Consider the following 26,325-nt stretch of genomic DNA (forward strand, 5'->3'; position numbering starts at 1 on the left):
GCGGGACGCGCCGGACCCGGCGGGCGGCCTCGACGCGGAGCTGCGGCAGGCGGTCGCCGCGTTCCAGGACGCCCTCGCGTTGCTGGACCGGACCGGGGCCCGCCGCCTGCTGGTCGTGACCGAGGACGCGCACGTCACCGGGCACGGCGTGGAACAGCCGGTGCCGGCGCAGGCGGTCCTGGGTGGTCTGGCCCTGGCCGTACCGGAGGAGTCGGCCGGCGCGGTCGCGAACTGGGTGGACCTCTCGTCCCACGACCTCTCCAAAGATTCCGACGACGAAGGGTGGCTGCGTTCCCTGGCCGCCGAGTTGACGGCGCCGCAGTCGACGGGAGCGATCGCCTGGCGGGCCGGACAGCGCCTCGTGCGTTCCGTCGTGCCAAAAGCAGGGGAAGGGCCGGGTCCGGTGGGAGAACCGGGCGGGCCGGACCACCCGGAGCGGCTGCCGGCCGACGGTACGTTTCTGCTCACGGGCGGCGCCGGAGGCATCGGGTCCGCACTGGCCCGGGACCTGGCGGGCCGGGGCCGGCCGGTCCTGGTGCTGGCGGGACGTTCGCCGCACCCGCCCGCGGGCCTGTTGAAGGAGCTCGCCGGTCTCGGTGCCGAGGCACGCTACGTCGTGGCCGACCTCACGGTGCCCGGCGACGTGGAGCGGCTCGTGGGCGAACTGCCGCCGCTGGATGCCGTGTTCCACGCGGCCGGTGTCGTACGGCCCGGCAGCCTGCGCGGGACGGACGTGCCGGAGACCATGGAGGCGCTGAGGGTGAAGACCCTCGGCACGGTGCTGCTGGCCGGGGCACTGCACCGGCATGGGCAGCGTCCGGGGGTGTGCGTCGCGTTCTCCTCGGTGTCGTCGGTGCTGCACGGCTTGGCGGGTGCGCTGGGCGCCTACGCCGCGGCGAACGCCTTCCTCGACTCCTTCGCCGGAGCCGAGTGCCTGGCGGGCCGGTCCTGGCTGTCGGTGAACCTGGGTCCGTTCGCCGGGACAGGCCTCGCGGTCGCCGCGGGCGCCGGGGCACTCGACGGCGTCGGGGTCCTCGCCGCCGGTGCGGGCGGCGGGGGCCGGCCCCTGGCGACCGCGCCCGCGCTGGCCGCGCTGCGAGCGGCGTGCGCCACCGGCGCGACGCAGCTGGTCGTCGCCGATCTGGCGCCCGGGGCACAGCCGGCCGCCGCCCCGCCGCGTCCGGTGCGGCCCACGGGCGTCGAGGACGCCGCCGGGCCGACCGGCACCGGCCGGCACCGACCCTCGGTGTCGTCCGGCACCGCTGTCGTCCTGCGGGAACTGCTGGCCCAGTCGCTCGGCATCCCGGCCTCGGGCGTCGACGACGACACACCGTTCCTGCAACTCGGGCTGGACTCGCTGGGCGCCGTCGACCTCGTCAAGCGACTGGAGCGGAAGCTCGGCCGGCAACTGCCCACCACGCTCTTCTTCGAACACCGGACGGTGCGCGAACTCTCCGCCCACCTGGACCTGGAGGGTCACACCGGTGTGCTGTCCCGGACAGCCGCGACGGACCGGGGGGCGGGTGCGGGGAGCGGACTCGGAGACGGGCCGGGTCATGGGCCCGGGGACGGGAGCGACGACGGACGGGCGTTCGCCCTGACCCCCGTACAACTGGCGCTGTACACCAGCAGCCGGCTGCACCCGGACCTCCCGGCGCGGGGTCATCTGCGACTGACCGTGCGGGGCCCGCTCGACACCGGGCTGCTGGGCCGGGCGCTGGCGGCACTGGCCGAACGGCACGGCATGCTCCGGCTGCGGGTGGACGACCCGGACGGGCTGCCCGCGCAGCGTGTGGTGCCTCCGGTGCCGCTGCGGGACTGGTTCGAGGTGCGCGACTGCGCCGCCGACGAGGTGGCCGATGCCGAGACGGCCGTGTGCAACCGGCCGTTCGACCTGGCGGCGCTGCCGCCCGTCCGGGCCGTGCTGCTCCGCCAGGATCCGGGGCTCGCCCATCTGCTGCTGGTGGCGCACCACGCGGCGGCGGACGGCTACAGCCTGAACGTTCTCGCCGAGGAGCTGTGCGCCACGTACACCGATCTGTACCACGGACGGCGTCCGAGACAGGCGCTTCCCGCACCGGACTTCGCACGGTATGCGTCGAGCCTGCCGCCCTCCGGGTCCGCCGAGCGGCACGCCGACCGTCAGTACTGGGCCGAGCGGCTCGCCACGCGCGGCGAACCCCTCCGGCTGCCCTACGACAACAGTCCCGACGCGTCGGCCTCCGACCTGTCCGGCCCGATCGTGCAGTACTACGGCGAGCTCGGCGCGGATCTCACCACCGGTCTGGAACAACTGGCCGCCGCGCGGGGTGTCTCCCTGTTCCACCTGCTGCTCGCCGCGTATGTGCGCTGTCTGGCACGCTGGTCGGGACGCCGGGACGTGGCCGTGAACGTGGCCAGGGCGCGTCGCGAGGACCGCTTCGACGGCGTGGAACGGCTGGTCGGTCCACTCGCCGACACCCTTCCCCTGCTCTGCGGGACGGCGGACGACGAGGCGGTTGTCGCCCTGGCGGAGCGCTTGCGCGGGATATGGCTGCAGAGCGAGCGGCACGCCGGGCTGAGCAGCCTGGACCTGGCCGCGCTGCTGCCCGGCGCGCGTTCCGGTGCCGATACCGACGCACATGCCGATTCCGGTACCGGTTTCGGCGACCGCACGGTGAGTCCGGCGGGCTTCAGCTTCGCCCGCTTCCCGGCAAAGCCGGCCGCCGACTGTCCGGTGGAGGTGCGGGCGACCGCGGCCGGCACCGGGTCGGCCGCGACCCGGCTGAGTCTGCTGTGCTGGGCGGACGGTCCGCAGCTGCGGCTGTCGTGGAACTATCCGGAGCCGCTGTTCCGGCGGGCCACCGTGGCGCGTCTGGACCGGGAGTTCCGCGCCGAACTGGCCGCGCTGTGCACATCGCGGTCGTCGCAGCCGTCGCCGGACACCGGCCCTGCCCCTGCCCCTGCCCCCGTGGTGCCGTCCTCGTCCGTGCGGGACGACGGGAGCGTCCCGCTGGTCGCGCGACTGCTCGACCGGTTCCGGGCGACACCCGGCGCGATCGCCGTGGACGCCGTCGCTGCTGCTGACGCCGTGGACACCGCGGATGCGTCGCTCACGTACAGGGCGCTCGACCAGGCCTCCGCTCGGCTCGCCGCCCGCCTGCACGCCCGCGGCGTACGCCCCGGTGATCTGGTCGGGCTGCTCACCGAGCCGGGCGCCGACACCGTCGTCGGTGTCGTGGGCATCCTGCGCGCCGGGGCCGGCTGGGTCCCGCTCGACCCGGAGCACCCCACCGCACGGCTGGCCGGTCACCTGGCCCGCACCGGCGCGACCACCGTGGTGTGCCACGCCGCCACCCGGCACACCGTCGACGCTCTGACGGCCATACGGGCGGTGCCCGTCGTCGACGACAGCCTGTCGGACGCGGACACCGAGGCCGGCGTGAGCGCACCTGCGACCGCGGCCGCTCCTGCCGCGTCGTCCAACGCCGAGGCGATCGCTTACGTCATCTTCACCTCCGGTTCCACGGGACGCCCGAAGGCGGTGCCGATCACTCACCGAGCGATGGAGAACTACCTCGACTGGGCGGTCGCCACCTTCGGCTACGGTCCCGGCGACCGCCTCGCGCAGACCGCGTCGCCCTGCTTCGACGCCTCGGTGCGCCAGGTGCTCGCGCCGCTCCTGGTCGGTGGCACCGTCGTGACCGTGCCGCGTGGCCTGGTGCGGGATCCCGAGCTGCTGCTCACGCGGGTCGAGCGCGCGCGGGTCACCGTGTGGAGCTCGGTGCCCACGCTGTGGGAGCAGTTGCTGTCGGCCGCTGAGGAAAAGGCACGGAGCGGGGCGGGGCTGCCTGATCTGACGGCGCTGCGGTGGGTGCATGTCGGCGGGGAGGCACTGCCCGTGGACCATGTGCGCCGCTGGTTCGACCTGTTCTGGAACGGCGCGCGGATCGCCAACATGTACGGGCCCACCGAGACGACCATCAACGCCACCTGCCAGATCCTCGACGCCCGTCCCGGCGACGAGGTGCGGCAGGTGCCGATCGGACGCCCCGTGGCCGGTACGGACCTGGAAGTGGTCAGCGCCGACGGGACCGCCTGCGAGCCGGACGAGCCGGGGGAGCTGCTCATCGCCGGCATCGGTCTGACCCCCGGCTACCTGGGCGAACCGGAGCTGACCGCACGGGCGTTCACCGTGCGGGCGGACCGGCGCTGGTACCGCAGCGGGGACCGGGTCCGCCGGTCGGCCGACGGCACCGTGGAGTTCCTCGGCCGGGTCGACGACCAGGTGAAGATCCGCGGGAACCGGGTGGAGCCGGGAGAGATCGAGGCGGCGCTCCAGGAGTATCCCGGGGTCGCGCGGGCGGTGGTGACGGCACACGAGGGGCAGTTGCTCGCCTTCCTCACCCTCCGGTCCTCGGCCGACCGGCCTGACACCCGGGAGGTCCGCCGCCGGCTGGCCGGCGTTCTGCCGTCGTACATGATCCCGGCCCGGATCACGTGCGTCGACGCGCTGCCCCTCACGGGCACCGGCAAGGTCGACCGCCTGGCGCTGGCAGGACCGTCCTCCCGGTCCGGTCCGGCGGCGCCGGACGACGACGGCGCTTCCCCGCCGGCCACGGCGACCGAACGACGCGTGGCAGCAATCTGGTCGGACCTGCTCCAGGTGGAATCGGTCCGCCGGGAGGACGACTTCTTCGACCTGGGTGGGGACTCGCTGCTCGTCCTGCGCGTGTTCGCCCGGCTCGCCGAGCACTCGGTGCCGCTGCCCCGGCCGACGGTGGTCTACCGTCATCGCACGCTCGCGGCGCTGTCCGCGGCCATCGACGCCGCCGCGGCACAACCGGAACCGCGCTCCGCCACCACAGCCTCGGCCTCCGTCTCCGCGCCCCCGGCCGTGCGGTCCCTTCCGGCCGGTGATGCCCGGGCCGGTGGCGACCGGACATCCCCGTTCCCCGTCACATCCGGCCAGCGCGGGTTCCTGCTCGCGGAGGCTCTCACGCCGGGCGGCGGGACCTGGCTGGCGCGGATTCGGCTGTCCGGACCGCTGGACCCCGACGTCTTCCAGGCGGCGGTCGACCTGCTGGTGGAGCGGCACGGCATGCTCCGCACCGTCTTTCCCGCCGGTGCCCGTCCGCCCGTCCAGCAGGAACTGCCCCCGTCGCTGCGTCTGCCGGTCGTCTTCGAGACGGTCGCGTCCACCGCGGAGGTGGACGAACGGGCCACGGCCGAGGCGGAACGGCGCCTCGAGACCTGGGCCTGGCCGTTGGTGCGCCTTCAGGTGCTCAGCCTCGCTCCACAGGAGCACATCCTGCTGGTGCACGCCCATCACGTCATCGGCGACGGCTACAGCGCGGCGCTGCTCATGCAGGAACTGACCGAGGTGTACGACCGACAGGCAGGCGGCAGCAGCACCGCGCCCCTCCTCGCGCCGCTGCGCGGCGACTTCCGTGACCACGTCCGGTGGTCGGCGGAGACCGGCCACCGGACCGGCGCCGCCGGGGCGGCCGCGGCAGAACGCCGGGCCCGGGTGTGCGCGCCGTACCGGCCGCCGGTGCTGCGCCCCACGGCGGTGGTCGGCGACAGCGGCGCGACGAACCGTGCCGGGGCCGCCACCGGCGATGTCCGTTTCGACTCCTCGGAGTTCACGCTCGGCGCCTCCCCGACGGCGGCGTTGCGCGCGCTCGCGTCCCACGCGCGAACCACCCTGTACGCGCCCCTGCTGACCGCCTACCACCAGGAACTCACGGCACTGACCGGCCGGCCCGATCTGATCGTGGGACTGGCGGTGAGCGGCCGGGACAACGCGCTGCCCGACGCGCACCGGATCTTCGGCCCGTTCGCCTCGGTCGTCCCTGTCCGGCCCGCCCCCGCCGGCCCGACCGGCACCGACGCCACCGACGCCACCGACGGGCAGGACTTCGAGTGCGCCCTGCGTCGCACAGCGGCCGAAGCCGAGGAGGCGCGCGCCCACGAGGACGTGGTCCCACGGCGTGCCGACGGGCTTCCCCCGACCTCTCAGTTCTTCTTCACCTTCCTTGACTTCTCCGCGCTGGCGCCCGCGGACGGCGGCACTCCGCGGTTGTCGTGGGAGGCAGGAGACAGTACGTTCCTGCCGCCGTCGTCCACGACGGACGTGTTCATGGCGGTGCGGCCCGACGGGGACGGGCTGCGGGTGACGGTCCGGGGCGCGAGCCCGGCGTTCGCACCAGGCGCACTCGACCGTTTCACCGACTCGCTGCGCCGACGTCTCGAACGGGCCGCGGTGCGTGACATCGGCCTGCCGGGCCGGCCGGGAGCGGGTCGTCCCGAAACGGACGCTCTCCTGGCACACCGGCCCGCCACCCACCGGTCCGCCACCCACCGGTCCGCCACCCACCGGTCCGGGACGAGTGGGCCCGGGCCGCGGGACACGATGGACGCGGCCCTGATCGGCTACCTGCCCGCGCCGGAGCATCTGGCGCGCCTGGCGGGTCTGCCCGCGTCGGCGCTGCCCCGGGACGAGGTGCGCGCCATGCTGTTCCCCGACGGCGCCCCGCGCCTGGTGGAGACGGTGGGGACGCCGCTGGGCCGGTCCGGCTTCGTCTCCCTCCCGCTGTTCGCCGACGAACTCGCGACGGACACCGGGCTGGTGAAGCACATCGCCCGTGCGGTGTCGCTCGCCGCCGCCCGGGGCGCGCGATGTGTGTCCCTGGCGGGGATGATTCCGTCGCTGACCGGCTACGGCTTCGACGTGCTGCGGTCCGGGCGCCATCCGGCGTCCGTGACGACGGGGCACGCGGCAACAGTCGTGTCCGTGGTGAAAACGGTGCACGCGGCGCTGGAGGCCACCGGCCGGGACCTCTCGGATCTCGACGTGGCGTTCGCCGGTCTGGGTTCGATCGGTGCCTCCTCACTGGAGCTTTTGCTGTCCCTGGCCGCCCGGCCTCCCCGGCGGCTGCTCCTGTGCGACGTGCGGGGCAGCGGGCCTCGGCTGACCGCCCTGGGACGGCGGTTGCAGGAGCGGGAACTGGTCGGTGCGGCCGGGTTCGAGGTCGTGGAGTCGGAGCGGGTGCTGCCGGAGGCGGTCCACGGCGCGGACCTTCTGGTGACGGCGGTGAGCGGCGCCGCCGCGGTGCTCGATGTCGGCCGGCTCCGGCCCGGGGCCATCGTGGTCGACGACTCCTTCCCGCACTGCTTCGACACCGAGCGGGCCCTTGCGCGCATGCGGGAGCAAAAGGACGTCCTGGTGCTGGGCGGCGGGCTGCTGCACGTCGGCCGCACCGACCGGGAGGTCGCCGGTGACCTGCCGGACGCGGCGGCGGCCGGCTATCTCGCCCAGCCCTGGCTCGAGGGCACCCTGGCCTCCTGCCGGTCCGAGTCCCTGCTCCACGCCGCCGGTAACGAACTGCCGCTGGTACATGGCCTGGTGGACGCCGGGATGGCCCTGGCCTACTGGGACGCGGTGGAACGGGCCGGGGTGTCGGCCGCCCCGCTGCACCTGCTCGGCCACACCGTGGACGCCGCTACGACGGGCGGGGGGACGACGAGGAACTGACCGCCGGCCGAGACGCTCTCACCACCGCTCCTGCCGCTTGCCCCGGAGCAGGGCAAGCGGCAGGAGCTGCCTGAGAGACCCTCAGGCCCCGAACCCCACGGGCGAGACGCCCAGGACTGCGCAGGCCTCGCGGATGGCGTGCTGCTCGGATGCCTCGAAGGTTCCGTCGGCCCCGGCGACGACCATGCCGGTCTGGACCACCGCGCGTGCCTCGACCGGCTTCTTCGACGCCTTGGCGATGTCCTGCAGCGCCCGCGCCTTGCCCACCTCGAAGTTGGCCACGAGCTGGTCCACGTGCTCGTTGAACCGCTTGCGGAGCTGGTCCGGCGGGAAGTTCTGCAGGATCTCATTGGAGACGATCAGCTCCTCCACGCGCTGCCGCTCCGCCGGCTCGACGTACCCGTCGGCGGCCGCGACCAGCGCGCACATCGCCATGCTCGCGTCCCGGTAGGCGCCGCTCTTGAGTTCTGCCTTCGCAGATGCCAGCCGCGACTTCAACAGTCCCATCAGCTGGGCCTTGGAGCCGCCGGAGGACGAGCCGCGGGCACGACCGCCGGACTGTCCCGGTCCGGGGTTCCCGTGCTGTCCTCCTCCCGACCTCGCTCCCTGGGACTGCTGGAGCGCCTTGGCCTGGTCCTTGACCCGGTCTCACATCGCCACTGGTGCCACCTCGGCTTCTGTTGCTGTCTTTCCGGTACCGGTCGTCAGTCCCGGAGGGTGCGGTCCGCCTGGTCAACGGACGTCGTCGCGGCCACGTTCCCCGATGGCAAAAGAAAGGCAAAAAATATCGTCATGCTGTCATGATGCCGAGTCACACGGGTCACACGCGGTGAAGGTCGCGGATCAGGGCGATCTCGGCCCCGTGGCGCAGCACTTCCTGGTCGACCCACCACATGATGTCGGTGAACGGCTCTTCCGCGTCACGGCCGTGGGGTTCGCGCACCGCGGGCAGGAATGAGCCGACCGCGTGGAAGCGAGCCGGGCCATCGTCCACCGCATCCACCACGACGCGACGCAACCCGTGGCCGCTGGTACGTGACCGCTTTCCCTCGCGGGCACGGACGCACCGGGCAAGCCCTGCGGGCCGGGGCCGTGCCTGCCCCGGCCCGGCGTCAGGCTCCGGCGCTGTCCGGGGGCCCCGGTGCCACCGGGGCACCACCGGCGGGACCTGCCGCGGCGGCGTCGGCGCGCCGTTCGTACCGGAGCGCCGCACCGGTCGCGACCGCGCCGAGCCCCTCCCACACCGCGATGCCGATGAAGGCCTCGGGCGCCCGCCCGCTGATCACGGCGACCGTGAACACCGTGCACGTCAGCAACCTGAACGGCACGGTCCACCGGAAGAAAGCCCGCCAGTCGGCGAGCGCCGCCAGGACGTAGTACACGCCCATGTTGAGCGCCGCCATCGAGGACGCCGTCACGAAGGCCGGCGTGAGGTCGCCGCTCCCCCGCACGTCCGGGACCGCGAGACCGAGCAGGGACAACTGCGCGGCCGGCGCGATCAGTCCCACCGCCCCCAGAGCTGCGGCGAGTGCTCCGAAGACGGCCATGGTCCAGCCCGAGGCCGAGCGGGGAGTACGCACCCGGCGAGCGTAGCGGTCGGCGGGACCGCCACCGGGGTCGCGGTCCCGCCGGAGCCGGTCGGGAATCAGCCCACCGTCCACTTCTGGTTCGCGGCGCCCGTGCAGGTCCAGATCTGGAGCCGGGTGGCGTTGGCCGCGTTGTTGCCGGTCACGTCGAGGCACTTGTCGGCCTGGGGGTTGACGATGTCGCGTGCCCCGGTGACCGTCCACTTCTGGTGGGGTCCGCCGGTGCAGTCCCACAGTTGGACGGGCGTACCGTCCGCGGTGCCGTTGCCGGTGGCGTCCAGGCACTTGCCGAGCGCGCGGAGCGTGCCGTCGGAGCCCACGGTCCATTGCTGGGCGGAGCTGCCGTTGCAGTCGTAGAGCTGTACGGGGGTCCCGTTGGCGGGGTTCGCCCCGGCGACGTCGACGCACTTTCCGGCCAGGCCCCTGATGGCGGCGCCCGACGCCGAGCTCCCGGTGGTCACCGAGACGTGGTCCACCACGAGTTGCTGCGGGAGGACGGTGGAGCCGTCGGGGTCGCCGGGCCAGTAGCCGCCCACCGCCAGGTTCAGGATCAGGAAGAACGACTTGTTGAACACCCAGGACCGCCCGCCGAGGTCGGCGGGGGTGCGTGTCTGGTAGACGTTGCCGTCCACGGACCAGGTGATCGAGCCGGGCGCCCAGTCGACGGCGAAGGTGTGAAAACCGTTCGCGAAGGCCTGGCCTCCGGGCAGGGTGTAGCCGGCGCCGATGCCACCCGAACCGGAGTAGCCGGGACCGTGGATGGTGCCGTGGACGGTGGAGGGCTCGAAGCCGACGTTCTCCATGATGTCGATCTCGCCCGAGTCCGGCCAGTTGACCGGTGTGCCCAGCATCCAGAAGGCGGGCCACATGCCCTGACCGCGCGGGACCTTCATCCGTGCCTCGATGTGCCCGTATTGCGCGGTGAACTTCCCCGCGGTGTTCAGACGGGCCGAGGTGTACTGGCATGTGCCGTACCAGCACTGGTAGTTGGCCGGGTTCTCCTTGCGGGCCGTGATCACCAGGTGGCCCTGGCCGTCCAGGGCGGCGTTCTTGTTGCCGGACGTGTAGTACTGCCGTTCATGGTTGTTGACGTTGTCGCCGGTCTCGATCTGCCACTTCGAGGAGTTGACCGCCGCCCCGGCGGGCCCGTCGAAGGTGTCCGAGAACGTCACGGCGGCAGCCGCGGCGCCGTCTGCCGACGCGGAGGCGGTGGTGGTGTCCGCCGGTTCCGCCCGGGCGGTCCCGACGGCGGCGGAGGCGACCAGAGCCGCGGACAGAGCGGCGGTCAACCATCTGCGCAGCGTGCGTGGAGAGGACATGACTCTCCCTTCCGTACGGCGGCCCGTATCTCCGGGCGCGCCGACCGAGGTTGTGGGGGGAAGTGGGGGGAGGTGTGTCGCCCCTTGATTCAAGTCGTGAGGTAAGAAGGCGTCAATACCTTGGTACGGACCAGCAATCCACAGCCGTTCACTCATCACCCACCGGAGCCTCGAACGGGTGCGCTACATTTTGCTCGCTTTTGACCGCGATCACTCACGATCCTTCACGCTACGGAGCCGGCAACCCCATGAGCGACATCGTCAACGGACTCGGCCGGGCCACCGCCTACGGCGCACTCGGTCTGGTCCTGCTGGTGCTCGGCATCGTCCTGGTCGACCTGCTGACGCCCGGGAAGCTCGGCCGGCAGATCTGGGAGGAGCGCAACCGCAACGCCGCCCTGGTGCTCAGCTCCGCGCTGCTCGGCATCGGCGGAATCGTGTTCACGTCCATCTGGACGACGTACGAGGACTTCGGCAAGGGGCTGGTGTCGACCGCCGCGTTCGGGCTGCTGGGGCTGGTCATGATGGCCGTGGCGTTCCTGGTGGTGGACCTCATCACGCCGGGCCGCCTGGGCAGCACCCTGGTCGACCCGGAACCGCACCCCGCGGTCTGGGTGACGGTCTCCTGCAACCTCGCCGTGTCCGCGGTCGTTTCGGCGTCCATCGCCTGACACCGGGCACCTGATGGCTTCCCTTCCGAGTCCCGAGCGGGTATCAGAGGCGAGAAGCGCGCGGAGTGCCACCGAGCTTTGACGAGCCGTCAGCCCGACACGATGTGGAGGAGGACCGTGCCGTCCTCCACCGGTGCCACCCGGACGATCACGGTGCCGGGCCGGGCACTGAGTGGACTGTCGTCGCCCATTCCACCGCACGAGGTGCCGAAGCCGCCTGCGCGGAGCACGGTGCGGCAGCCCCGACCGCGGCCTTCGCCCCCCTCCCGCGGACCGGCCGTTGCCGGACTTCGCCTCGTACTCGATCCTGCCCCGGCCGGCCTCGGACACGGACGAGGTGGTGCTGCCGAGCGGCCCGTGAACCGGATCGCCATCGGTCCGGACACCGCGATCTCGCCGGGGCGGTGCCACCGGCGGACCGGGATGCCGAAGACGCCGGGGATGACGAAAGGGCGGCCGCTTTGGACCGGGACGCCGACGAGTGTGCGTCGTGCGAGGTTGTCGTGCCCGCACTCTCCGCGCCGCCGCAGCCGGCCGGCGCGACGACAGTGAGCCACTGCCCCGCCCCCGAAGTTCGTAGGCAGTTCTGCTGTGCCGCGAGGGGCCGAACGCCTGGTCGGCCGCTCGGGTCGGGCCGAAGCGACACGTCGGAACCACCGACGGATCAACGGCGCAGGACACTGGGTGAGCGCCTGAATCACCACTGCCCGTCGCCTGCGCGCTGCCCCTTCCCGGTGTGCCGTCCTGGCGCCGCTCATGGTGCCCCCGTGCATCCCCGCTTCCGCGCACCGTGTGCCCGGTCTTCGAGGATCACCCTTCCCCCCCGCCCCCCCGCCGCGTCTCCCACTCCCCTCGCAGTACGCCGAGTGCGCCCTGCGGCCGGTTCAGGCGACGCGGGCGGCCCGGACCAGGCGGGGGCGCTCCTGTACCGGGCGGATCGGCTCGGTCAGGGCCCGGGAGGGCGGACCGACCCGGGTGGAGGAGGCGCTGACCCGGTACGTCGTCCGGTTCGGGTCCACAACCGGGTCCCCGAGCTCGATCTTCCCCGCCGCGTGCAGCGCGTCGCAGTCGGCGGTGGGCAGGGCCGCGTAGCAGCCGCCCTGGCCCGTGGCCGAGTCGAGCGGCCGCCAGTAGCTGTACCTACGGCGGCCGTTCGCGTACACCGTGACAAAACTGGGGGTGCGCGGGTCGGAGATGATGCGCAGCACGTCGACGCCGGCGGTGCCGACCGCGGCGCACGACGGCGCGGGGGCCGCCCGGAGCCCGGTGGTCATCCGTCCCGCTCGCGGACGGTCCTGGGTCTGGTTGACGGTGAAGAGCATCGCTGGGGCCTTTCCGGAGCCGGGTCTCGAGACCGTGTACCCAGCGCGGCGCCGGTGTTGATCTCTTTCAATGATCATTCTGCTCCTTGACACTGACATTAACCCGTCATCGGCGACCGGATGACGGATTTTCCTCGCCATACTTGGCCGTTCTTCGTCACTCGCGGCCGTTCTTCGCCTCTCCTCGATCCCTGTCACGCCCCTTGCAGCGCCTCGCGCCGGGTCCATAGGATCACTGAAGAACGGATGTGAATCGTTTCAATCACCGGACACGGCGAGCGGAGGACGCACATCATGACCGAAGGATGGAAGCGCAGGGTCTTCCTGCAGGGGACAGCGGCCGCGGGAGCGGGCGTGACCGCATGGGGCGCCGCCATACCGGCGGCCACGGCATCGACGGCTCCCCCACCACGATCCGGCGGACTGCGCGTCGTGCGCACCACCGTGGAATACGCCGAGACACTGCTCGGCACGGACGTGGAACATCCCCGCCTCTCCTGGGAGTTGACGGCCCCCGGGCGCGACGCGCACCAGAGTGCCTACCGGATCCAGGTGGTCCGCGAGCGGGCCCGCTGGGACGGCCGGACGGTCTGGGACTCCGGGAAGGTCATGTCGGACCGCACCGTCGGTGTCCCCTACGACGGCCCCGCGCTCAGCCCTCGCACCCGCTACTTCTGGCGGGTACGGGTATGGGACGCGAAGGGGCGCGCGGCACGCTGGAGTGAGCCGCGCTGGTGGGAGACAACGTTGTCGCCGGACGGGTGGAAGGCCCGCTGGATCGGGGCCGACGCACCGCCTCAGCCGCCCTCGTTCGAGGGTGCCGCGTGGATCTGGTCGCCGGGCGCCACCTCCGCCGACGCACCCGAGGGCCCCCGGTGGTTCAGGGGGCGGCTGGCCCTGCCCGCGGGCACGGAGGTGGAGCGGGCCACGGTGGTCGCCACCGCCGACGACGACTTCACCCTGTACCTCGGCGGTGAGCAGGTCCTGCACGCCCCGCAGCAGACGGACAGCTGGCGTACCGGAAGAACCGCGGACGTGACCGGACTCGTCCGTACGGCGGCGACCACGGCGCCGGGAGCGGGTGCCCAGGCCGGGGGCGTCGCACTGGCCGCGCTCGCCACCAACCGCGGCGGGGCCTCCGTCAACCCGGGCGGCCTGCTGATCCGGCTGCTCGTCGACACGGCGGACGGACAGCATCACGAACTGGCCACCAACGCCCGCTGGCGCACCTCCGAGATCGAGCAACAGGGCTGGCAGCGACCGGACTTCGACGACGGAAGCTGGGCGCCCGCGACCGTCCTCGCGCCCTACGGCCAGGGCCCCTGGGGCACGGGAGTGACCGTGGCGGCGCCCGAGCTGCCCGCCCCGCTGCTCCGCCGCGCCTTCACGGTCCGCAAGAAGATCTCCCGGGCGAGGCTGTACATCAGCGGACTCGCCTACTACGAGGCGGAGATCAACGGGCACAAGGTCGGACGCCAGGTCCTCGACCCGGGGTTCACCGACTACGACCGGACCGTCCTGTACGCCGTGCACGACGTGACCACGTTGCTGGAACGCGGCGAGAACGCCCTGGGGGTCGCCCTCGGGCGCGGCTTCTTCGGCATGACGACCCCCAATGTCTGGAACTGGCACCGCCCGCCCTGGCACGGCGAGCCGCGGCTCCTGGCGCAACTGGAGGTGGACCACCCGGACGGCTCCCGCACAACGGTCGTCTCCGGCGCCGACTGGCTGCTGGCCGAAGGGCCGACTCGCTCCAACTCCCTCTATGCCGGGGAGACTTTCGACGCCCGTCTGGTCCCCGACGGGTGGACCCGGCCAGGCTTCGACGACAGCGGCTGGCGTGCCGCCCGGGTCCAGGAGGCACCGGCAGGGCGGCTGCGCGCCCAGCCGCACGACCCCATCGAGATCGTCGACACCGTGCGTCCCGCGGCAGTCGGCGAACCGCGTCCCGGGGTGTACGTGGTCGACATGGGTCGCACCATGGCGGGCTGGACCCGCCTGACCGTGCGGGGCGCCGCCGAGGGCGACCTGGTGAGCCTGACGCACGGCGAGAAACTGAAGGAGGACGGCAGTGTGCACGCCGAGACGGGCCATGTCCCCGGCCGGTTCCAGACCGACGAGTACATCTGCGCGGGTGGCGAGGAAGAGGTCTGGGAGCCCTCGTTCTCGTACAAGGGCTTCCGCTACGTGCAGATCACGGGACTGCCCGCGCGTCCCTCCACCGACCAGGTGCTCGGCCGGCTGGTGCACACGCCTGTCGAGGAGGTGGGTTCCTTCGCCTGCTCCGAGCCGTTCTACGAGTGGCTGGACAAGGCCATGCGCCGGACCGTGCTCAACAATCTGCACGGCATCCCGACCGACACGCCCATGTACGAGAAGAACGGCTGGACCGGCGACGCACAGCTCGGGGCGCCCGTCATGGCCTACGCCTTCGGGGTGCACCGGTTCCTGTCCAAGTGGCTCGGCGACCTGGCGGACAGCCAGACCGGGGAGGGACAGCTGCCGGTGATCGTGCCGAGCGGCGGCTGGGGTTACGGCGATCTGGGGCCCTCCCCCGAGTGGACCACGGTCTACCCGTTCGTGGTGCGCGAGATGTACCGCGTGTACGGCGACGAACGGGCCGCCCGCGCGCACTGGGACGCGCTGGTGCGCTACCTGGACTGGGAGCTGGCCCGGCTGCGGGACGGTCTGGCGGTCACCGCGCTGGGCGACTATCTGCCGCCCGGCTACGGCGGGAATCCCCCTGAGGACACCCGGCTCACCGCGACCGCCTACCTGTACCGCGCCCTGCTGCACACCGCGGAACTGGGCGAACTGCTGAGCGAGAGGGGGACCGCGGACCGCTACCGCGAGGCCGCCGGGAATCTGCGGGACGCCCTGAACCTTGCCTTCCTCGGGTCCGAGGGGTACTACCGCACGGCGAAGGACCCCGACTACCGGCAGACGTCCAACGCCGTGCCCCTGGCCTTCGGGATGGTGCCGGCCGGGGCCCGCGCCACCGTCGTCGACAGCCTGGTGCGGGACATCGAGGAGCGAGGCAACCATCTGAACACCGGGGCACTGGGCACCAGCGTGCTGTTGCGGGCACTGTGCGCCCACGGGCGCCCGGACGTGGCCCACGCCATCGCGACCCAGCGGACGTACCCGAGCTGGGGGTACTGGCACGCACAGGGCGCCGACACCATGTGGGAGATGTGGCCGGCCGACTCCCGTTCCCGCGACCACTACTTCCAGGGCACGGTCGCCCAGTGGCTCTACGAGAACGTGGCCGGGCTGCGGCCGGGCGACGCGGGCTACGGCACCTTCGTGGTGCGGCCCGACGCGCGTACGGGCCTGGACTGGGCGCGCACCACGATACGGACGGTGCGCGGGCCGGCCGCGGTGTCGTGGTCCCGGATCGACAGCCGGCTGCGGCTGGTGGTGCGGGTCCCCGTGGGGTCGGCCGCCGAGGTGCACGTACCGGCGGACGGGCGGTCCCAGGTCACGGTACCGCCGGGGGCGCGGTATCTCCGTACGGAGCCAGGGTTCGTGATCTTCCGGATACCGCACGGGAGCTGGGAGTTCACCGGACGGGCGTAGTACGGCGAGGGCGGCCGCGGCCCGCCGTGCAACCCCAAGGCCGTTCCGGGTGTCTTTCTCAGTGAACCTCATGGAACCTCCCGGAAGGGGAGGTGTTCGAACGGTTCGGCTTTCCGTGTCCTTTTGACTCGCACTCGTTCCCACGGGGGAGCAGCATGAACCACATGAGCCCGATTCGCTCTCGCACCCGTCGTGGCGCCGCCGCGGCGCTCACCGTCCTGATGACGGCGGCTCTCGGTGCCGCCGGCGCCGGGGCGTCGAACGCGGAGCCCGCCGCGCCGCAGCATCGGCAGATCGCGTCGTCCGTCCTCGGCACCGACTACCGGATCACCCTGACCGCGCTCCGCTCGGTCGAGGACAGGTACGCCGCGTCCGTGCGCCTTCAGGTGTACACGCGGTCCGACGGCGCCTGGAAGGAGTCGGACCGCGTGACCGTCGGCGACGTGGACGGCTGGTTCTGGTATCCGCTCACCGGTACGGGCGCCATCTGCCAGTTCTCGACAGCGAGCACGGAGCCCGCACCCCTCACGGTCAGCCTGCTGGTCACTCCGTCCATCGGCTGCTCCGGCCCGGTCCACTACGTGGTGAAGGAGGGCAGGGTGTACGCCGGCTGAGTTCCGGGGGACGCCGCTCCCGCCCGCCCGCCCGCCGCCGGCCTCGCCGGGGCGGGCGGGCGGTTCGCACGGGGCACATGGTGCAGGACATGTGGTGTGTCCGGTTAGCCATCCCTCGTAGGAGGGAAGTGATCAACGCGCCGGACATCACCGTGAAGGGAGCACCCCACGTGACGCTCTCCGCCCCTCCCCCCATACCCAGGGCCTCCGGATCACTTCCGGTCCTCGGCCACGCGGTCCACCTCCTGCGTGACAACCTGGGATTCATCGCCTCGCTCCGCGCCGCCTACGGCCCACTCGTCGAGATCACCCTGCAGCCCGGGACACGGACGGTCGTGGTCCAGGACCCGGCCCTGATCCGCACCATGCTCGTCACACTCGGCCCGAGCCTCGACAAGGGCAGATTCTTCGAAAAGATGGGCCAGTTGCTGGGCGACTCCGTCGTCACCGCCGCGGGGCAGACCCATGTCCGCAAACGGCGCCAGCTGCAACCGGCTTTCACCCACGGCGAGATCGCCGGGTACGTCGACATCATGCGCGAGGAGGCGTCCGGCGCCACCGACGGCTGGCGCCCCGGCCAAGCCCTCGACGTACGCGAGGCGATGGTCAAACTGTCTCTGGACATGCTGGCCAAGACCGTCTTCTCCGGCAGCCTGGACGAGCGGACCTTCCGCCGGCTCCGCCGTGACCTGTCGGTCGTGATGAACGGGGTCGGGTCCCGCGTCATGCTGCCCGACTGGGCCGAACGCCTGCCGCTGCCCGCCAACCGTCGCTTCGACCGGGCACGCGACGCCGTGCGCGCCACCATCGACACGGCGGTCGGTGAACTGCAGGCCTCCGGACGCGACACCGGGGACATGCTGTCCCTGCTGCTGCGAGCCCAGGACGAGGAGACCGGGCATCCACTGACGAGTCATCAGATCTCATCGGAGATCCTGACGTTGGCCGTGGCCGGTACGGAGACGACGGCGTCGGTGCTTTCCTGGGCACTGTACGAACTCGCCCGCCATCCCGATGTCGAGAAGCGGGTACTGGGCGAACTCGACGAGGTCCTCGGGGGGAAAGCGGTGACCTTCGAGGATCTGTCCCGGCTGCCCTACCTCAACCGCGTCATCACCGAGACGCTGCGGCTGCACCACACCGGCTGGCTCGTCACCCGGCGTACGGTCACCGAGACCCGCCTCGGCCGGTGGACCCTGCCTCCCGGCACCGAACTCGCCTACTGCCAGCACGCCCTCCACCGCGATCCCGAGCTGTTCCCCGATCCATCGGCCTTCACCCCGGACCGGTGGCTGGACAGCAGTCCGCCGCCGGGCTTCCTCCCGTTCGGCGCGGGCAAGCACAAGTGCATCGGCGACCGTTTCGCCCTCACCGAACTGGTCACCGCCCTCGCGACGATCCTGCGCAGGATCCGGCTGACCCTGCCCCCCGGTCAGGTCGTCGAGCCGGTGGCCCGTGCCACCGTCCGCCCTCGCAGGCTGGTCATGACCGTGCAGCCCCGCAACGGCTGACCTCGTCCCGGCGCCACCGGACCGGCAGACCGCTGCCGGGCCCCGCCCAGGGGGCGTGGTCCGGCAGCCACACCCCCTCGTCGGCACGTGACCGGATGCGGGCTCGCGCAGGTCGCGCGAACCTGGAGGGGTCGCCCGGTTGCGCTGCCCCGGCGGGGCCGTGGGGCCGGGTCGTCCGACACCAAGCCGAGGAGGGACGAAAGCCCATGCCTCACATCACCGTGGGACGCGAGAACTCCACCGACATCGAGCTCTACTACGAGGACCACGGGTCCGGACAGCCCGTGGTCCTCATCCACGGGTTCCCGCTCGACGGCCACTCCTGGGAGAAGCAGTCCGCCGCGCTGCTCGACGCCGGGTACCGCGTGATCACCTACGACCGGCGCGGGTTCGGACGGTCGAGCCAGCCGACGACGGGCTACGACTACGACACCTTCGCCGCCGATCTGAACACGGTCCTGGAGACCCTCGACGTCTCGGACGCCGTGCTCGTCGGGTTCTCCATGGGCACCGGTGAAGTCGCCCGCTACGTCAGCCGGTTCGGCTCGGGCCGGATCGCCAAGGTGGCCTTCCTCTCCTCTCTGGAACCCTGTCTGCTGAAGACCGACGACAACCCGACCGGTGCGGCGCCCCGCGAGTTCTTCGAGGGCCTCTCGTCGTCGGTGAGGGCGGACCGGTACGCGTTCTACACGTCGTTCTTCAAGGACTTCTACAACCTCGACGAGAACCTCGGCAGCCGGATCAGCCCGGAATCCGTTCGCAACAGCTGGTGCACGGCTTCCTCGGGCGGATTCTTCGCCGCGGCGGCCTCGCCGATGACGTGGTTCACCGACTTCCGGGGCGACCTCCCCGCCATCGACGTACCCGCCCTGATCCTGCACGGCACGGCGGACAACATCCTGCCGATCGACTCGACCGGGCGCCCGTTCCACCAGGCACTGCCGAGCGCCGAGTACGTGGAGATCGAGGACGCCCCGCACGGCCTGCTGTGGACGCATGCCGAGGAGGTCAACAAGGCGCTGCTGTCCTTCCTCGGCAAGGCGGCCTGACGGCCTGCCGCACATGAAGGATCCCAGCGCCGTACCGCGCGCACCGTCCGTCGCCGCGTTGACGCGGGGCGCCGCCGGGGCCGGTCAGCGGAGCACGCGGAGCGATCCGGGGAGGACCCTGAGCGTCACCGGGAGGACCGCCTCGACCTCGCCGTCCGCCCCGTAGGGGACGTCCCGGTCGGCAAGGATGCGGATCTCCCTGCCCCGCAGGATCCGCACCTGGGGCCGGTGGACGTGGGCGCCGGTCCTGAGGTCGTTCATCAGGCTGAAGAACAGCCACCGCGGGGCGTTTGCGATCATCACGATCTCCAGGACGCCGTCGTCGACGCGGGCGTCGGGGGCGATGACGCGGCCCGATCCGTAGAAGCCGGAGTTGGCGGCGACCACGGTGTATCCGATGTGGGTGTGTTCCTCGCCGTCCACCGTGACCCGGTAGCGCGCCGCCCGCCAGCCGGTGACCGCGCGCAGGCCACCGGCGTAGTAGGAGGCGGAGCCCCGCAGCAGCCGGGACCGGTTGGCGTGACGGTTGGCGAGCGCGTCCACGCCTGCGTAGACGCTGCCGAGGACGACGGTGCGGTCGTGGACGGCCGACTCGACCTCGATGGTGTCGACCGGTCGCGGTTCGTTGTGCAGCAGTATCCGGGCCAGGGCCGCGGGATCGACGGGCAGGCCCAGGGCACGGGCGAAGTCGTTGCCACGGCCCGCCGGTACGAGACCGAGGGTCGCGCCGGTTCCGCTCAGCGCGCCGCCGATGCCTCCGGCGATGCCGTCCCCGCCGACCGCCAGCACCACCCGGCCCCGCCGGCCCGCGGCGCGGGCCAGTTCCCGCGCGTGGGCCAGGCTGCGGCTGTACTCCGTGTGCAGTTCGGCGCCAGCCTCCCGGAGCAGGCGCGCGAGGGCGAGCAGCGCGGCCGCTCCGGTGGATCCGCCCGCGGTGGGATTGACGACGGCGGTGAACTGTCGCATCGGGTGCCTCCGGGCGGGCCGACGGGATGGGGAGGGGACATGGTCCGGCGGGACGGTCGGGCGGTCGGAGGAAGGGCGGTCGCCCGGTGGGTCAGCCGCCGGTGGGCCGCGCGTCAGTCCGTGGGCAGGAGAACGCCGGGGCTGAGGATTCCGGCCGGGTCCAGGCGCTGTTTCACGGCGCGCAGGGCGTCGGTGCCCAGCGGGCCGATCTCGCGGACGTACCAGTCCCGGTGGTCGGTGCCGACGGCGTGGTGGTGGGTGATCGTGCCGCCGGCGGCGAGGATCGCCTCGTCGGCGGCGTGCTTGGCGCGCGTCCAGTGCGCCACGGGGTCGCCGTCGCCCTGGGCCGAGACCACGGTGAAGTACAGCGAGGCGCCGTTCTCGTAGATGTGGGAGATGTGGCACATCACCAGGGGCGGGGTGCCGGCCTGGGTGAGTGTGCCGGTGAGGGCGTCACGGACGGCGGTGTACAACTCGGGCACGCGGGACCAGAACGTCGCGGTCTCCAACGTCTCGGCCAGCGCCCCGGCGTCGAGGAGGGAGTCGCGCAGGTACGGGGCCGAGAAGCGGCCGTGCGCCCAGTTCCGGCCGGGCTCCTCGCCCAGCGGGGTTCCGCCGCACGCGCTCAGGACGACCGCGGCGCCCTGCCTGCGGTACGCGGTGTCCTCCTCCGTGCCCTCGTAGCCGGCGACGGCCGTGCATCCGGCGGGCTGCGCGGTGCCGGAGCCGATCGCCTCGGGCCGGGCGAGGCCGATCAGCGTCTCGGTCTCGTCGGACAGCCGCAGCACGGTGGGGCGCGGCCCGTCCTGGGCGAGGCGGCGCAGCGCGGCAACCCCCTGTTCGAAGGAGTCGAAGCGCCAGCCCTCGTAGGGGCGGGCCCGGGGAACGGGCCGGATCCGGACGGTCACCGACGTGATGACACCGAAGGCGCCCTCGGATCCCAGGACGAGCTGGCGCAGGTCGGGGCCGGCCGCCGAGCGCGGGGCGCGGCCGGTGTCGAGGGTGCCTTCGGGGGTGGCGAGGGTGAGGGCGAGCACCATCTCGTCGAAACGGCCGTAGCCGGCGGACGCCTGGCCGCTGGAGCGGGTGGCGGCGAAGCCGCCGATGGTGGCCCACTCGTAGGACTGGGGGAAGTGTCCGAGGGTGAAGCCGTGTCCGGCGAGCAGCGCCTCGGCCTGCGGGGCGCGCAGGCCGGGCTGCAGGGTGGCGGTGCGGGAGACCGGGTCCAGGGCGAGCAGGCGGTCCATGCGTCGCAGGTCCAGGGCGACGAAGGGGCGGGGCCGGCCGGGGGCGAGTCCGCCGACGACGGAGGTGCCACCGCCGAACGGCACCACGGCCAGGCCGTGTTCGGCGCAGGCGCGCAGGACGGCGAGCACCTGGTCGTGGCCCGCGGGGTACAGGACGGCCTCGGGGGCGTCGGTGACGTCGCCGTCCCGGATGCGCAGCAGGTCGGGGGTGGACTTGCCGCGGGTGTGCCGGATCCGGGTCTCCGGGTCGGTGCGCAGGTGGTCCTCGCCGTCGTTCGCGCCCCCGCCCGAACCGCCCAGGGCGGCGGCCAGCGCACGCCGCGCCGCAGGGTCCAACCGGGTTTCGGGAACGGTCACTTCGCCGAAGGCAACCGGTGCGGCCGGGCGCAGCTTGACGCCGAGCATGTCACGCAGGAGCCCGATCACGGTGTCGGGCAGCGGCTTGGCCCTGGCCGGGTCGCCCCAGCCGCTCCACAGCATGTCCATGGCTGTCGTCCTCACCGGTCGAGGGGAGCGATGCCGTCGCCGACGGCCTCACATGGCGTTACACTGTGACACATGACGCCCATTCGTCACAACCAAGCGGACAACGACGCCGTGCTCGACGCGGTGCGCGACTGCGTCCTGGCCGTCGGGGTCCGTCGCACCACGCTGACCGACGTGGCCCGCCGCGCCGGGGTCTCCCGTATGACGCTGTACCGGCGGTGGCCCGATGTGCGCACCCTGGTCGGCGACCTCATGACACGGGAGTGGATCGGCGTGGCCACGGGGGCCGTCCCCGAGTCCCGGCCGGGACTGGCCACTCGGGCGAGGATGGTCGACGGGCTGGTGGCGGGGGTGCGCGCGTTCGGTGGGCATCCGCTCTTCCAGAAGATCGTCGGTGTGGATCCCGAACTGCTGCTGCCCTACGTGCTGGACCGGCGCGGGGCGAGTCAGGAAGCCATGCTGAAACTGCTGGCCGACACCCTGCGCGAGGGGCACGCCGACGGCTCGGTGCGCGCCGGGCACTCCGAACGGCAGGCGCGGTCCGTCCTGTTGATCGTCCAGTCCTTCACCCTGTCCCTGCGGACCATGACCGACGAGGACGATCCGGACCTCACCTACGAGGCCCTCCTCGCGGAACTGCGCGACATCCTGGAGAGGACCCTCGCCCCATGACCTCCCGCCCCGGACCGGCCGCCTCCGCGTCGTCCCTGTCCGCCGGCCGCCGCACCCGCGACCTGACCGCGGCCGTGGGCGGCGGCGACGTCGTCGACGTCCTCGTCGTCGGGCTCGGTGCCACCGGCGCCGGGGCCGCCCTGGACGCGGCGTCCCGCGGGCTGAGCGTAGTCGCCGTCGACGCCCACGACCTGGCCTTCGGCACCTCCCGCTTCAGCAGCAAGCTGATCCACGGCGGGCTGCGCTATCTGGCCTCCGGCCGGCTCGACGTCGCCCACGAGAGCGCGGTCGAGCGCGGGGTGCTGATGGAGCGCACCGCCCCCCACCTGGTCTGCGCGCAGCCGTTCGTACTGCCTCTCACCCCCCTGGTCTCCCCCGGTCGGTCCGCCCTGGCGCAGGCCGGTTTCCGGGCCGGCGACGCCCTGCGGCTGGCGGCCCGTACCGCGCGTGCGACCCTGCCCGCGCCGCGCCGTACCTCGGCAACGGAGACCCGCCATCTGGCCCCCGCCGTACGGGCCGACGGGCTGCGCGGCGGCCTGCTGTCCTGGGACGGCCGGCTCACCGACGACGCCCGGCTGGTGACCGCTCTCGCCCGCACCGCCGCCGCGCACGGGGCGCGGATCCTCACTCGGGTACGGGCCCTGGACCTGACCGCGTCCGGTGCCCGGGTCCGCGACGAACTCACCGGGGAGGAGGGCGGGATACGCGCCCGCGCGGTGATCAACGCGTCCGGCGTCTGGGCGGGCGGCCTCGTCGACGGCATCCGGATCCGCCCCTCGCGCGGAACCCACCTCGTGCTGCGCCCGGACAGCCTCGGCCCGCTTCCGGCCGGCCTGCACATCCCGATCCCCGGGGAGACCAACCGCTTCGTCCTCGTCCTGCCCCAGGACGACGGCCGGGTCTACGTCGGGCTCACCGACGAACCCGTGGGCGGCCCCGTCCCCGACGTCGCGGAGGCGCCCGAGACGGACATCGGCTTCCTCCTGGACGTCCTGTGCTCGGTCCTGGACGTCCCGCTGCACCGCGCCGACGTCGTAGGGGCCTTCGCGGGCCTGCGCCCCCTGCTGGACACCTCGGCGGACGGGTCCGGGACGGCGCCGAGGACCGCCGACGTCTCGAGGCGGCACGCGGTGCTGACCTCGTCCGAGGGCGTCGTCACCGTCGTCGGCGGCAAGCTCACCACGTACCGGCGCATGGCCGAGGACGCCGTCGACACCGCCGTGCGCGTCCGCCGGCTGCCGGCCGGTCCGTCGCGCACCGCGTCCCTGCCCCTCGTGGGCGCCGCGTCGCCGCGCGTCCTCGCCGCCCTGCCCGTACCCCGCCGCCTCGTGCGGCACTACGGGACGGAGGCACCCGCCGTGCACGCCCTCGGCGTGCGCGACGCCCGGCTGGGCGGCCCCGTGCTGCCCGGCCATCCGGTGACCGGGGCCGAACTGCTGTGGGCGGTGCGCCATGAGGGAGCGCTCGACGAGAGCGACCTGCTCGACCGCCGCACCCGGATCGGCCTCGTCCCCGCGGACCGCGCCGCCGCCCTGGACGCGGTCCGGAGACTGCTGAACGACGCCCTGCCCCGGCACGGCTGACACGGCGCGGTCGAAACGGTTCGGTTGCGACGACTCGGTCGGACCGGTGCGGTTGACCCGCGCCGGTCCGTCACCTGCCGTGCACGCCGACCTCGTACAGGGAGTAGCCCCACTCCGTCCCCCGGTCCAGGAACACGACGCGGACGTGGCGGGCCTGCTGCGGGGTGAATCGGGCCGTGTCGAGGCCGCCGTCGCCGGCTGTGGTGGACCAGACGGTCCGCCAGCCGGTGCCGTCGGCGGACAGCTCGACGCGGTACGACGTCCCGTACGCGCGCTCCCAGTCGAGGGTGACGCGCCCGACCTCGTGCGTGGCGCCGAGGTCGATGCGCAGCCACTGGCCGTCGCTCCAGTCGCTGGCCCAGCGGGTGCCCCGGTCGCCGTCCACCGCCCGGCCGGGCGCGTAGCTCGTGAACGGGTTCCACTCGGCCGAACTCGCCGTCGCCGAAGCGCCCTTGGCGAGATTGACCGCGGGCCGGTGCCGCTCGGAGGCGCCCCAGGTGCCGAGGTAGGTCTCGGCACCCCGGAAGAGGTCGTCCACCACGTCCTGACCGCCGACGCGCCGGATGTCCTCGACCCAGTCGGGGACGAGTCCGTAGTGCGCGGCTCCGTCGGTGTTCAGGTCCCAGGTGCGCTCGCCGGTGGTCTGCCGGTCGATGACGGAGCCGCCGTCCGCGCTGCGGAAGGGGTACGTGACGGGGTCGGGCGCGTCCGCGCCGCGCGGGGCGGGCCAGCCGCCGACGCCGTTCATGTCGGTGCCGTAGCCGTATCCCGCGCCGTACTCGTCCCGCACCGCCTCGGTGCGCCTCGCCTCCTCGACGAAGTGTTCCGAGCCGTGCATGTACTGGGCGACGAAGCCGCCGAGACCGTAGACCCGCTCGGTCCAGTTCAGGTCCATCCAGCTGTGCGAGGAGATGACGCCGGGGTAGGACTCGGCCTCGAGGATGTCGAGCGCCCTGCCCGTGGCCTTGACGCTCATGTGGTCGATCTCGAGCATCATGTTGCGCTTCATCATGCCGCGCACCGCGTACTCGCCGAGGTCGGTGAGTCCCCGCACATTGCACTGGGCGTCCTGGTCGTAGGCGGGGACGTCGACGTCCTTCGGCAGTTCCGCCTCGGCGCCGGGCGCGGCGGCCAGGCCGACGGGGTTGTCGTGCTGGGGCCCGGTGCACTGTTCCGTCCGCCAGAAGGTGCCGGTCGACAGGAACTGGCCGACGTTGATGGCGGTGCCGAGCGCTCCCTCGTCGAAGCGGACTCCGCACAGCGCGTTGTCGAACTTGTGGCACAGGAACATGCTGCGTACGCCGAGGTCGTACAGCTCGTCCAGCCCGGCGTCGATGTCGGCCCTGCCGCACTGGGCGATGTCCAGGACCTGCTTGCAGCCGAAGGGTTCGGAGGTCTCGACGCCCAGGACGACCGCGAGCTTGCCCTGTTCGACGACCTGCCGGGCCTGCGCGCTGTCGGTGACGATGCGGAACCATCCCTTGCCCGTGCCGCCGTACATCCGGTCGATGTAGGCCTGCATGTCGTACGTCAGCTTCGCCTGCAGCCGGATCGACGTCATCTCGTCGCAGCCGCGGTCCTTGAAGAAGTACACGGAGCAGATCACGCCGTTGGTGACCAGGTCGTTCACCAGGATCCGCTGCCCGCCGCGCCAGGCCCGTTCGACCCAGGCGTAGTAGTTCTGCTGGTGGGTCAGGGAGTCGTGGGCGGGCCAGTCCACGAAGGTGGGCCAGCCGTCCGGATCGTGCCTGCCGTCACCGCCGTTGGTGATGAAGTCGAAGATCGCGAGTGAGCCGTCGGGGTAGTGCTCGGGGCAGTCCTTGAGCGCGTCGGCGATCCCCTTCTCCGAGAAGGGCCTGCCGCAGATGAGCCGGCCGCCGAAGGCCTCGTTGGACATGAGGTGGTTGTGCGCGTCGACGAATCCGCGGACCTCGCCGCGCGCATCGGTACCCGTGAAGGGTTCGCCGGTGACGCCGATGCCGGAGTCCGGAGCCGGTCGCGCGGCCGGCTCCCACCAGCCGCCGTCGGCCGCCGAACTGGGCGTCGGGCCGAGGGACATGGCGAGCACGAGCAGGAGCAGGGAGACGAGGGCGACATGACGGCGTCCGCCGTACCTGCGTCGAGCGATGGTCACGGCCCACGTCCCTCCGTCGGCAGAACAGCACGGTCGTCCCCTCGGGCGGTCCGGGCCGGTGGCCCGGGTC

15 protein-coding genes and 1 pseudogene are annotated in these 26,325 nt (G+C 72.7%); 8 read left to right on the forward strand and 8 right to left on the reverse strand.

What is annotated here, in order from left to right; all coding sequences use genetic code 11:
* The first annotated feature begins 115 nt into the window (after positions 1–115).
* On the forward strand, positions 116–7,516 hold the full coding sequence (locus ACFP2V_RS25020) for an amino acid adenylation domain-containing protein (RefSeq protein ID WP_381216756.1): 7,401 nt from the start codon (positions 116–118) through the stop codon (positions 7,514–7,516).
* Positions 7,517–7,597: 81 nt separating this feature from the next.
* Here ACFP2V_RS25020 and ACFP2V_RS25025 read toward each other — a convergent pair.
* The 4 genes and pseudogenes from ACFP2V_RS25025 to ACFP2V_RS25040 all read right to left on the reverse strand — a co-directional run.
* Positions 7,598–8,164: pseudogene (locus ACFP2V_RS25025) on the reverse strand (tellurite resistance TerB family protein); the annotation flags it as partial.
* A gap of 172 nt (positions 8,165–8,336) precedes the next feature.
* A complete protein-coding gene (locus ACFP2V_RS25030; protein WP_381216759.1) occupies positions 8,337–8,510 on the reverse strand; it encodes a hypothetical protein in 174 nt (57 codons plus the stop codon).
* Between the two features lie 118 nt (positions 8,511–8,628).
* Entirely contained in the window at positions 8,629–9,063 is a 435-nt protein-coding gene (locus tag ACFP2V_RS25035; protein ID WP_381216951.1) for a hypothetical protein, read from the reverse strand.
* A gap of 98 nt (positions 9,064–9,161) precedes the next feature.
* Positions 9,162–10,421: a ricin-type beta-trefoil lectin domain protein gene (locus tag ACFP2V_RS25040; protein ID WP_381216762.1), complete on the reverse strand. Its 1,260-nt coding sequence runs from the start codon at positions 10,419–10,421 to the stop codon at positions 9,162–9,164.
* A gap of 248 nt (positions 10,422–10,669) precedes the next feature.
* Between ACFP2V_RS25040 and ACFP2V_RS25045 the strand changes: the two genes are divergently transcribed.
* Positions 10,670–11,092 (forward strand): DUF350 domain-containing protein, encoded by a 423-nt coding sequence (locus ACFP2V_RS25045; protein ID WP_381216765.1) that lies wholly within the window; start codon positions 10,670–10,672, stop codon positions 11,090–11,092.
* Between the two features lie 884 nt (positions 11,093–11,976).
* Here ACFP2V_RS25045 and ACFP2V_RS25050 read toward each other — a convergent pair.
* Complete coding sequence (locus ACFP2V_RS25050; protein WP_381216768.1) at positions 11,977–12,414, reverse strand: hypothetical protein; 438 nt, start codon at positions 12,412–12,414, stop codon at positions 11,977–11,979.
* 294 nt (positions 12,415–12,708) lie between these two features.
* Between ACFP2V_RS25050 and ACFP2V_RS25055 the strand changes: the two genes are divergently transcribed.
* From ACFP2V_RS25055 to ACFP2V_RS25070, 4 genes are all read left to right on the forward strand, one after another.
* Entirely contained in the window at positions 12,709–15,993 is a 3,285-nt protein-coding gene (locus ACFP2V_RS25055; protein ID WP_381216771.1) for a family 78 glycoside hydrolase catalytic domain, read from the forward strand.
* Between the two features lie 164 nt (positions 15,994–16,157).
* Positions 16,158–16,607: a hypothetical protein gene (locus ACFP2V_RS25060; RefSeq protein ID WP_381216773.1), complete on the forward strand. Its 450-nt coding sequence runs from the start codon at positions 16,158–16,160 to the stop codon at positions 16,605–16,607.
* 128 nt (positions 16,608–16,735) lie between these two features.
* The gene (locus tag ACFP2V_RS25065; RefSeq protein ID WP_381216776.1) at positions 16,736–18,118 is read left to right on the forward strand and encodes a cytochrome P450; all 1,383 of its coding nucleotides are present in this window, start codon (positions 16,736–16,738) and stop codon (positions 18,116–18,118) included.
* 206 nt (positions 18,119–18,324) lie between these two features.
* Positions 18,325–19,167 carry an alpha/beta fold hydrolase gene (locus ACFP2V_RS25070; protein ID WP_381216779.1) on the forward strand — a complete coding sequence of 281 codons (843 nt, stop codon included), beginning with the start codon at positions 18,325–18,327 and terminating at the stop codon, positions 19,165–19,167.
* Positions 19,168–19,251: 84 nt separating this feature from the next.
* Here the strand turns inward: ACFP2V_RS25070 and ACFP2V_RS25075 are convergent, their stop codons facing one another.
* Positions 19,252–20,133: a YegS/Rv2252/BmrU family lipid kinase gene (locus ACFP2V_RS25075; protein WP_381216782.1), complete on the reverse strand. Its 882-nt coding sequence runs from the start codon at positions 20,131–20,133 to the stop codon at positions 19,252–19,254.
* A 113-nt stretch (positions 20,134–20,246) separates the two neighbouring features.
* On the reverse strand, positions 20,247–21,866 hold the full coding sequence (locus ACFP2V_RS25080; protein ID WP_381216954.1) for an FAD-binding oxidoreductase: 1,620 nt from the start codon (positions 21,864–21,866) through the stop codon (positions 20,247–20,249).
* Between the two features lie 72 nt (positions 21,867–21,938).
* Here ACFP2V_RS25080 and ACFP2V_RS25085 point away from each other — a divergent pair, with 72 nt between their 5' ends.
* A complete protein-coding gene (locus ACFP2V_RS25085; protein ID WP_381216785.1) occupies positions 21,939–22,538 on the forward strand; it encodes a TetR/AcrR family transcriptional regulator in 600 nt (199 codons plus the stop codon).
* Positions 22,535–24,121, forward strand: coding sequence for a glycerol-3-phosphate dehydrogenase/oxidase (locus tag ACFP2V_RS25090; RefSeq protein WP_381216788.1), 1,587 nt, complete (start codon positions 22,535–22,537; stop codon positions 24,119–24,121). Before ACFP2V_RS25085 ends, ACFP2V_RS25090 begins: the two co-directional genes overlap by 4 nt.
* 70 nt (positions 24,122–24,191) lie before the next feature.
* Here the strand turns inward: ACFP2V_RS25090 and ACFP2V_RS25095 are convergent, their stop codons facing one another.
* On the reverse strand, positions 24,192–26,180 hold the full coding sequence (locus ACFP2V_RS25095) for a discoidin domain-containing protein (RefSeq protein ID WP_381216957.1): 1,989 nt from the start codon (positions 26,178–26,180) through the stop codon (positions 24,192–24,194).
* Positions 26,181–26,325: the final 145 nt, after the last annotated feature.

The organism is Streptomyces incanus (genome assembly GCF_042656345.1).
In the GTDB taxonomy this organism is placed as follows: domain Bacteria; phylum Actinomycetota; class Actinomycetes; order Streptomycetales; family Streptomycetaceae; genus Streptomyces; species Streptomyces incanus.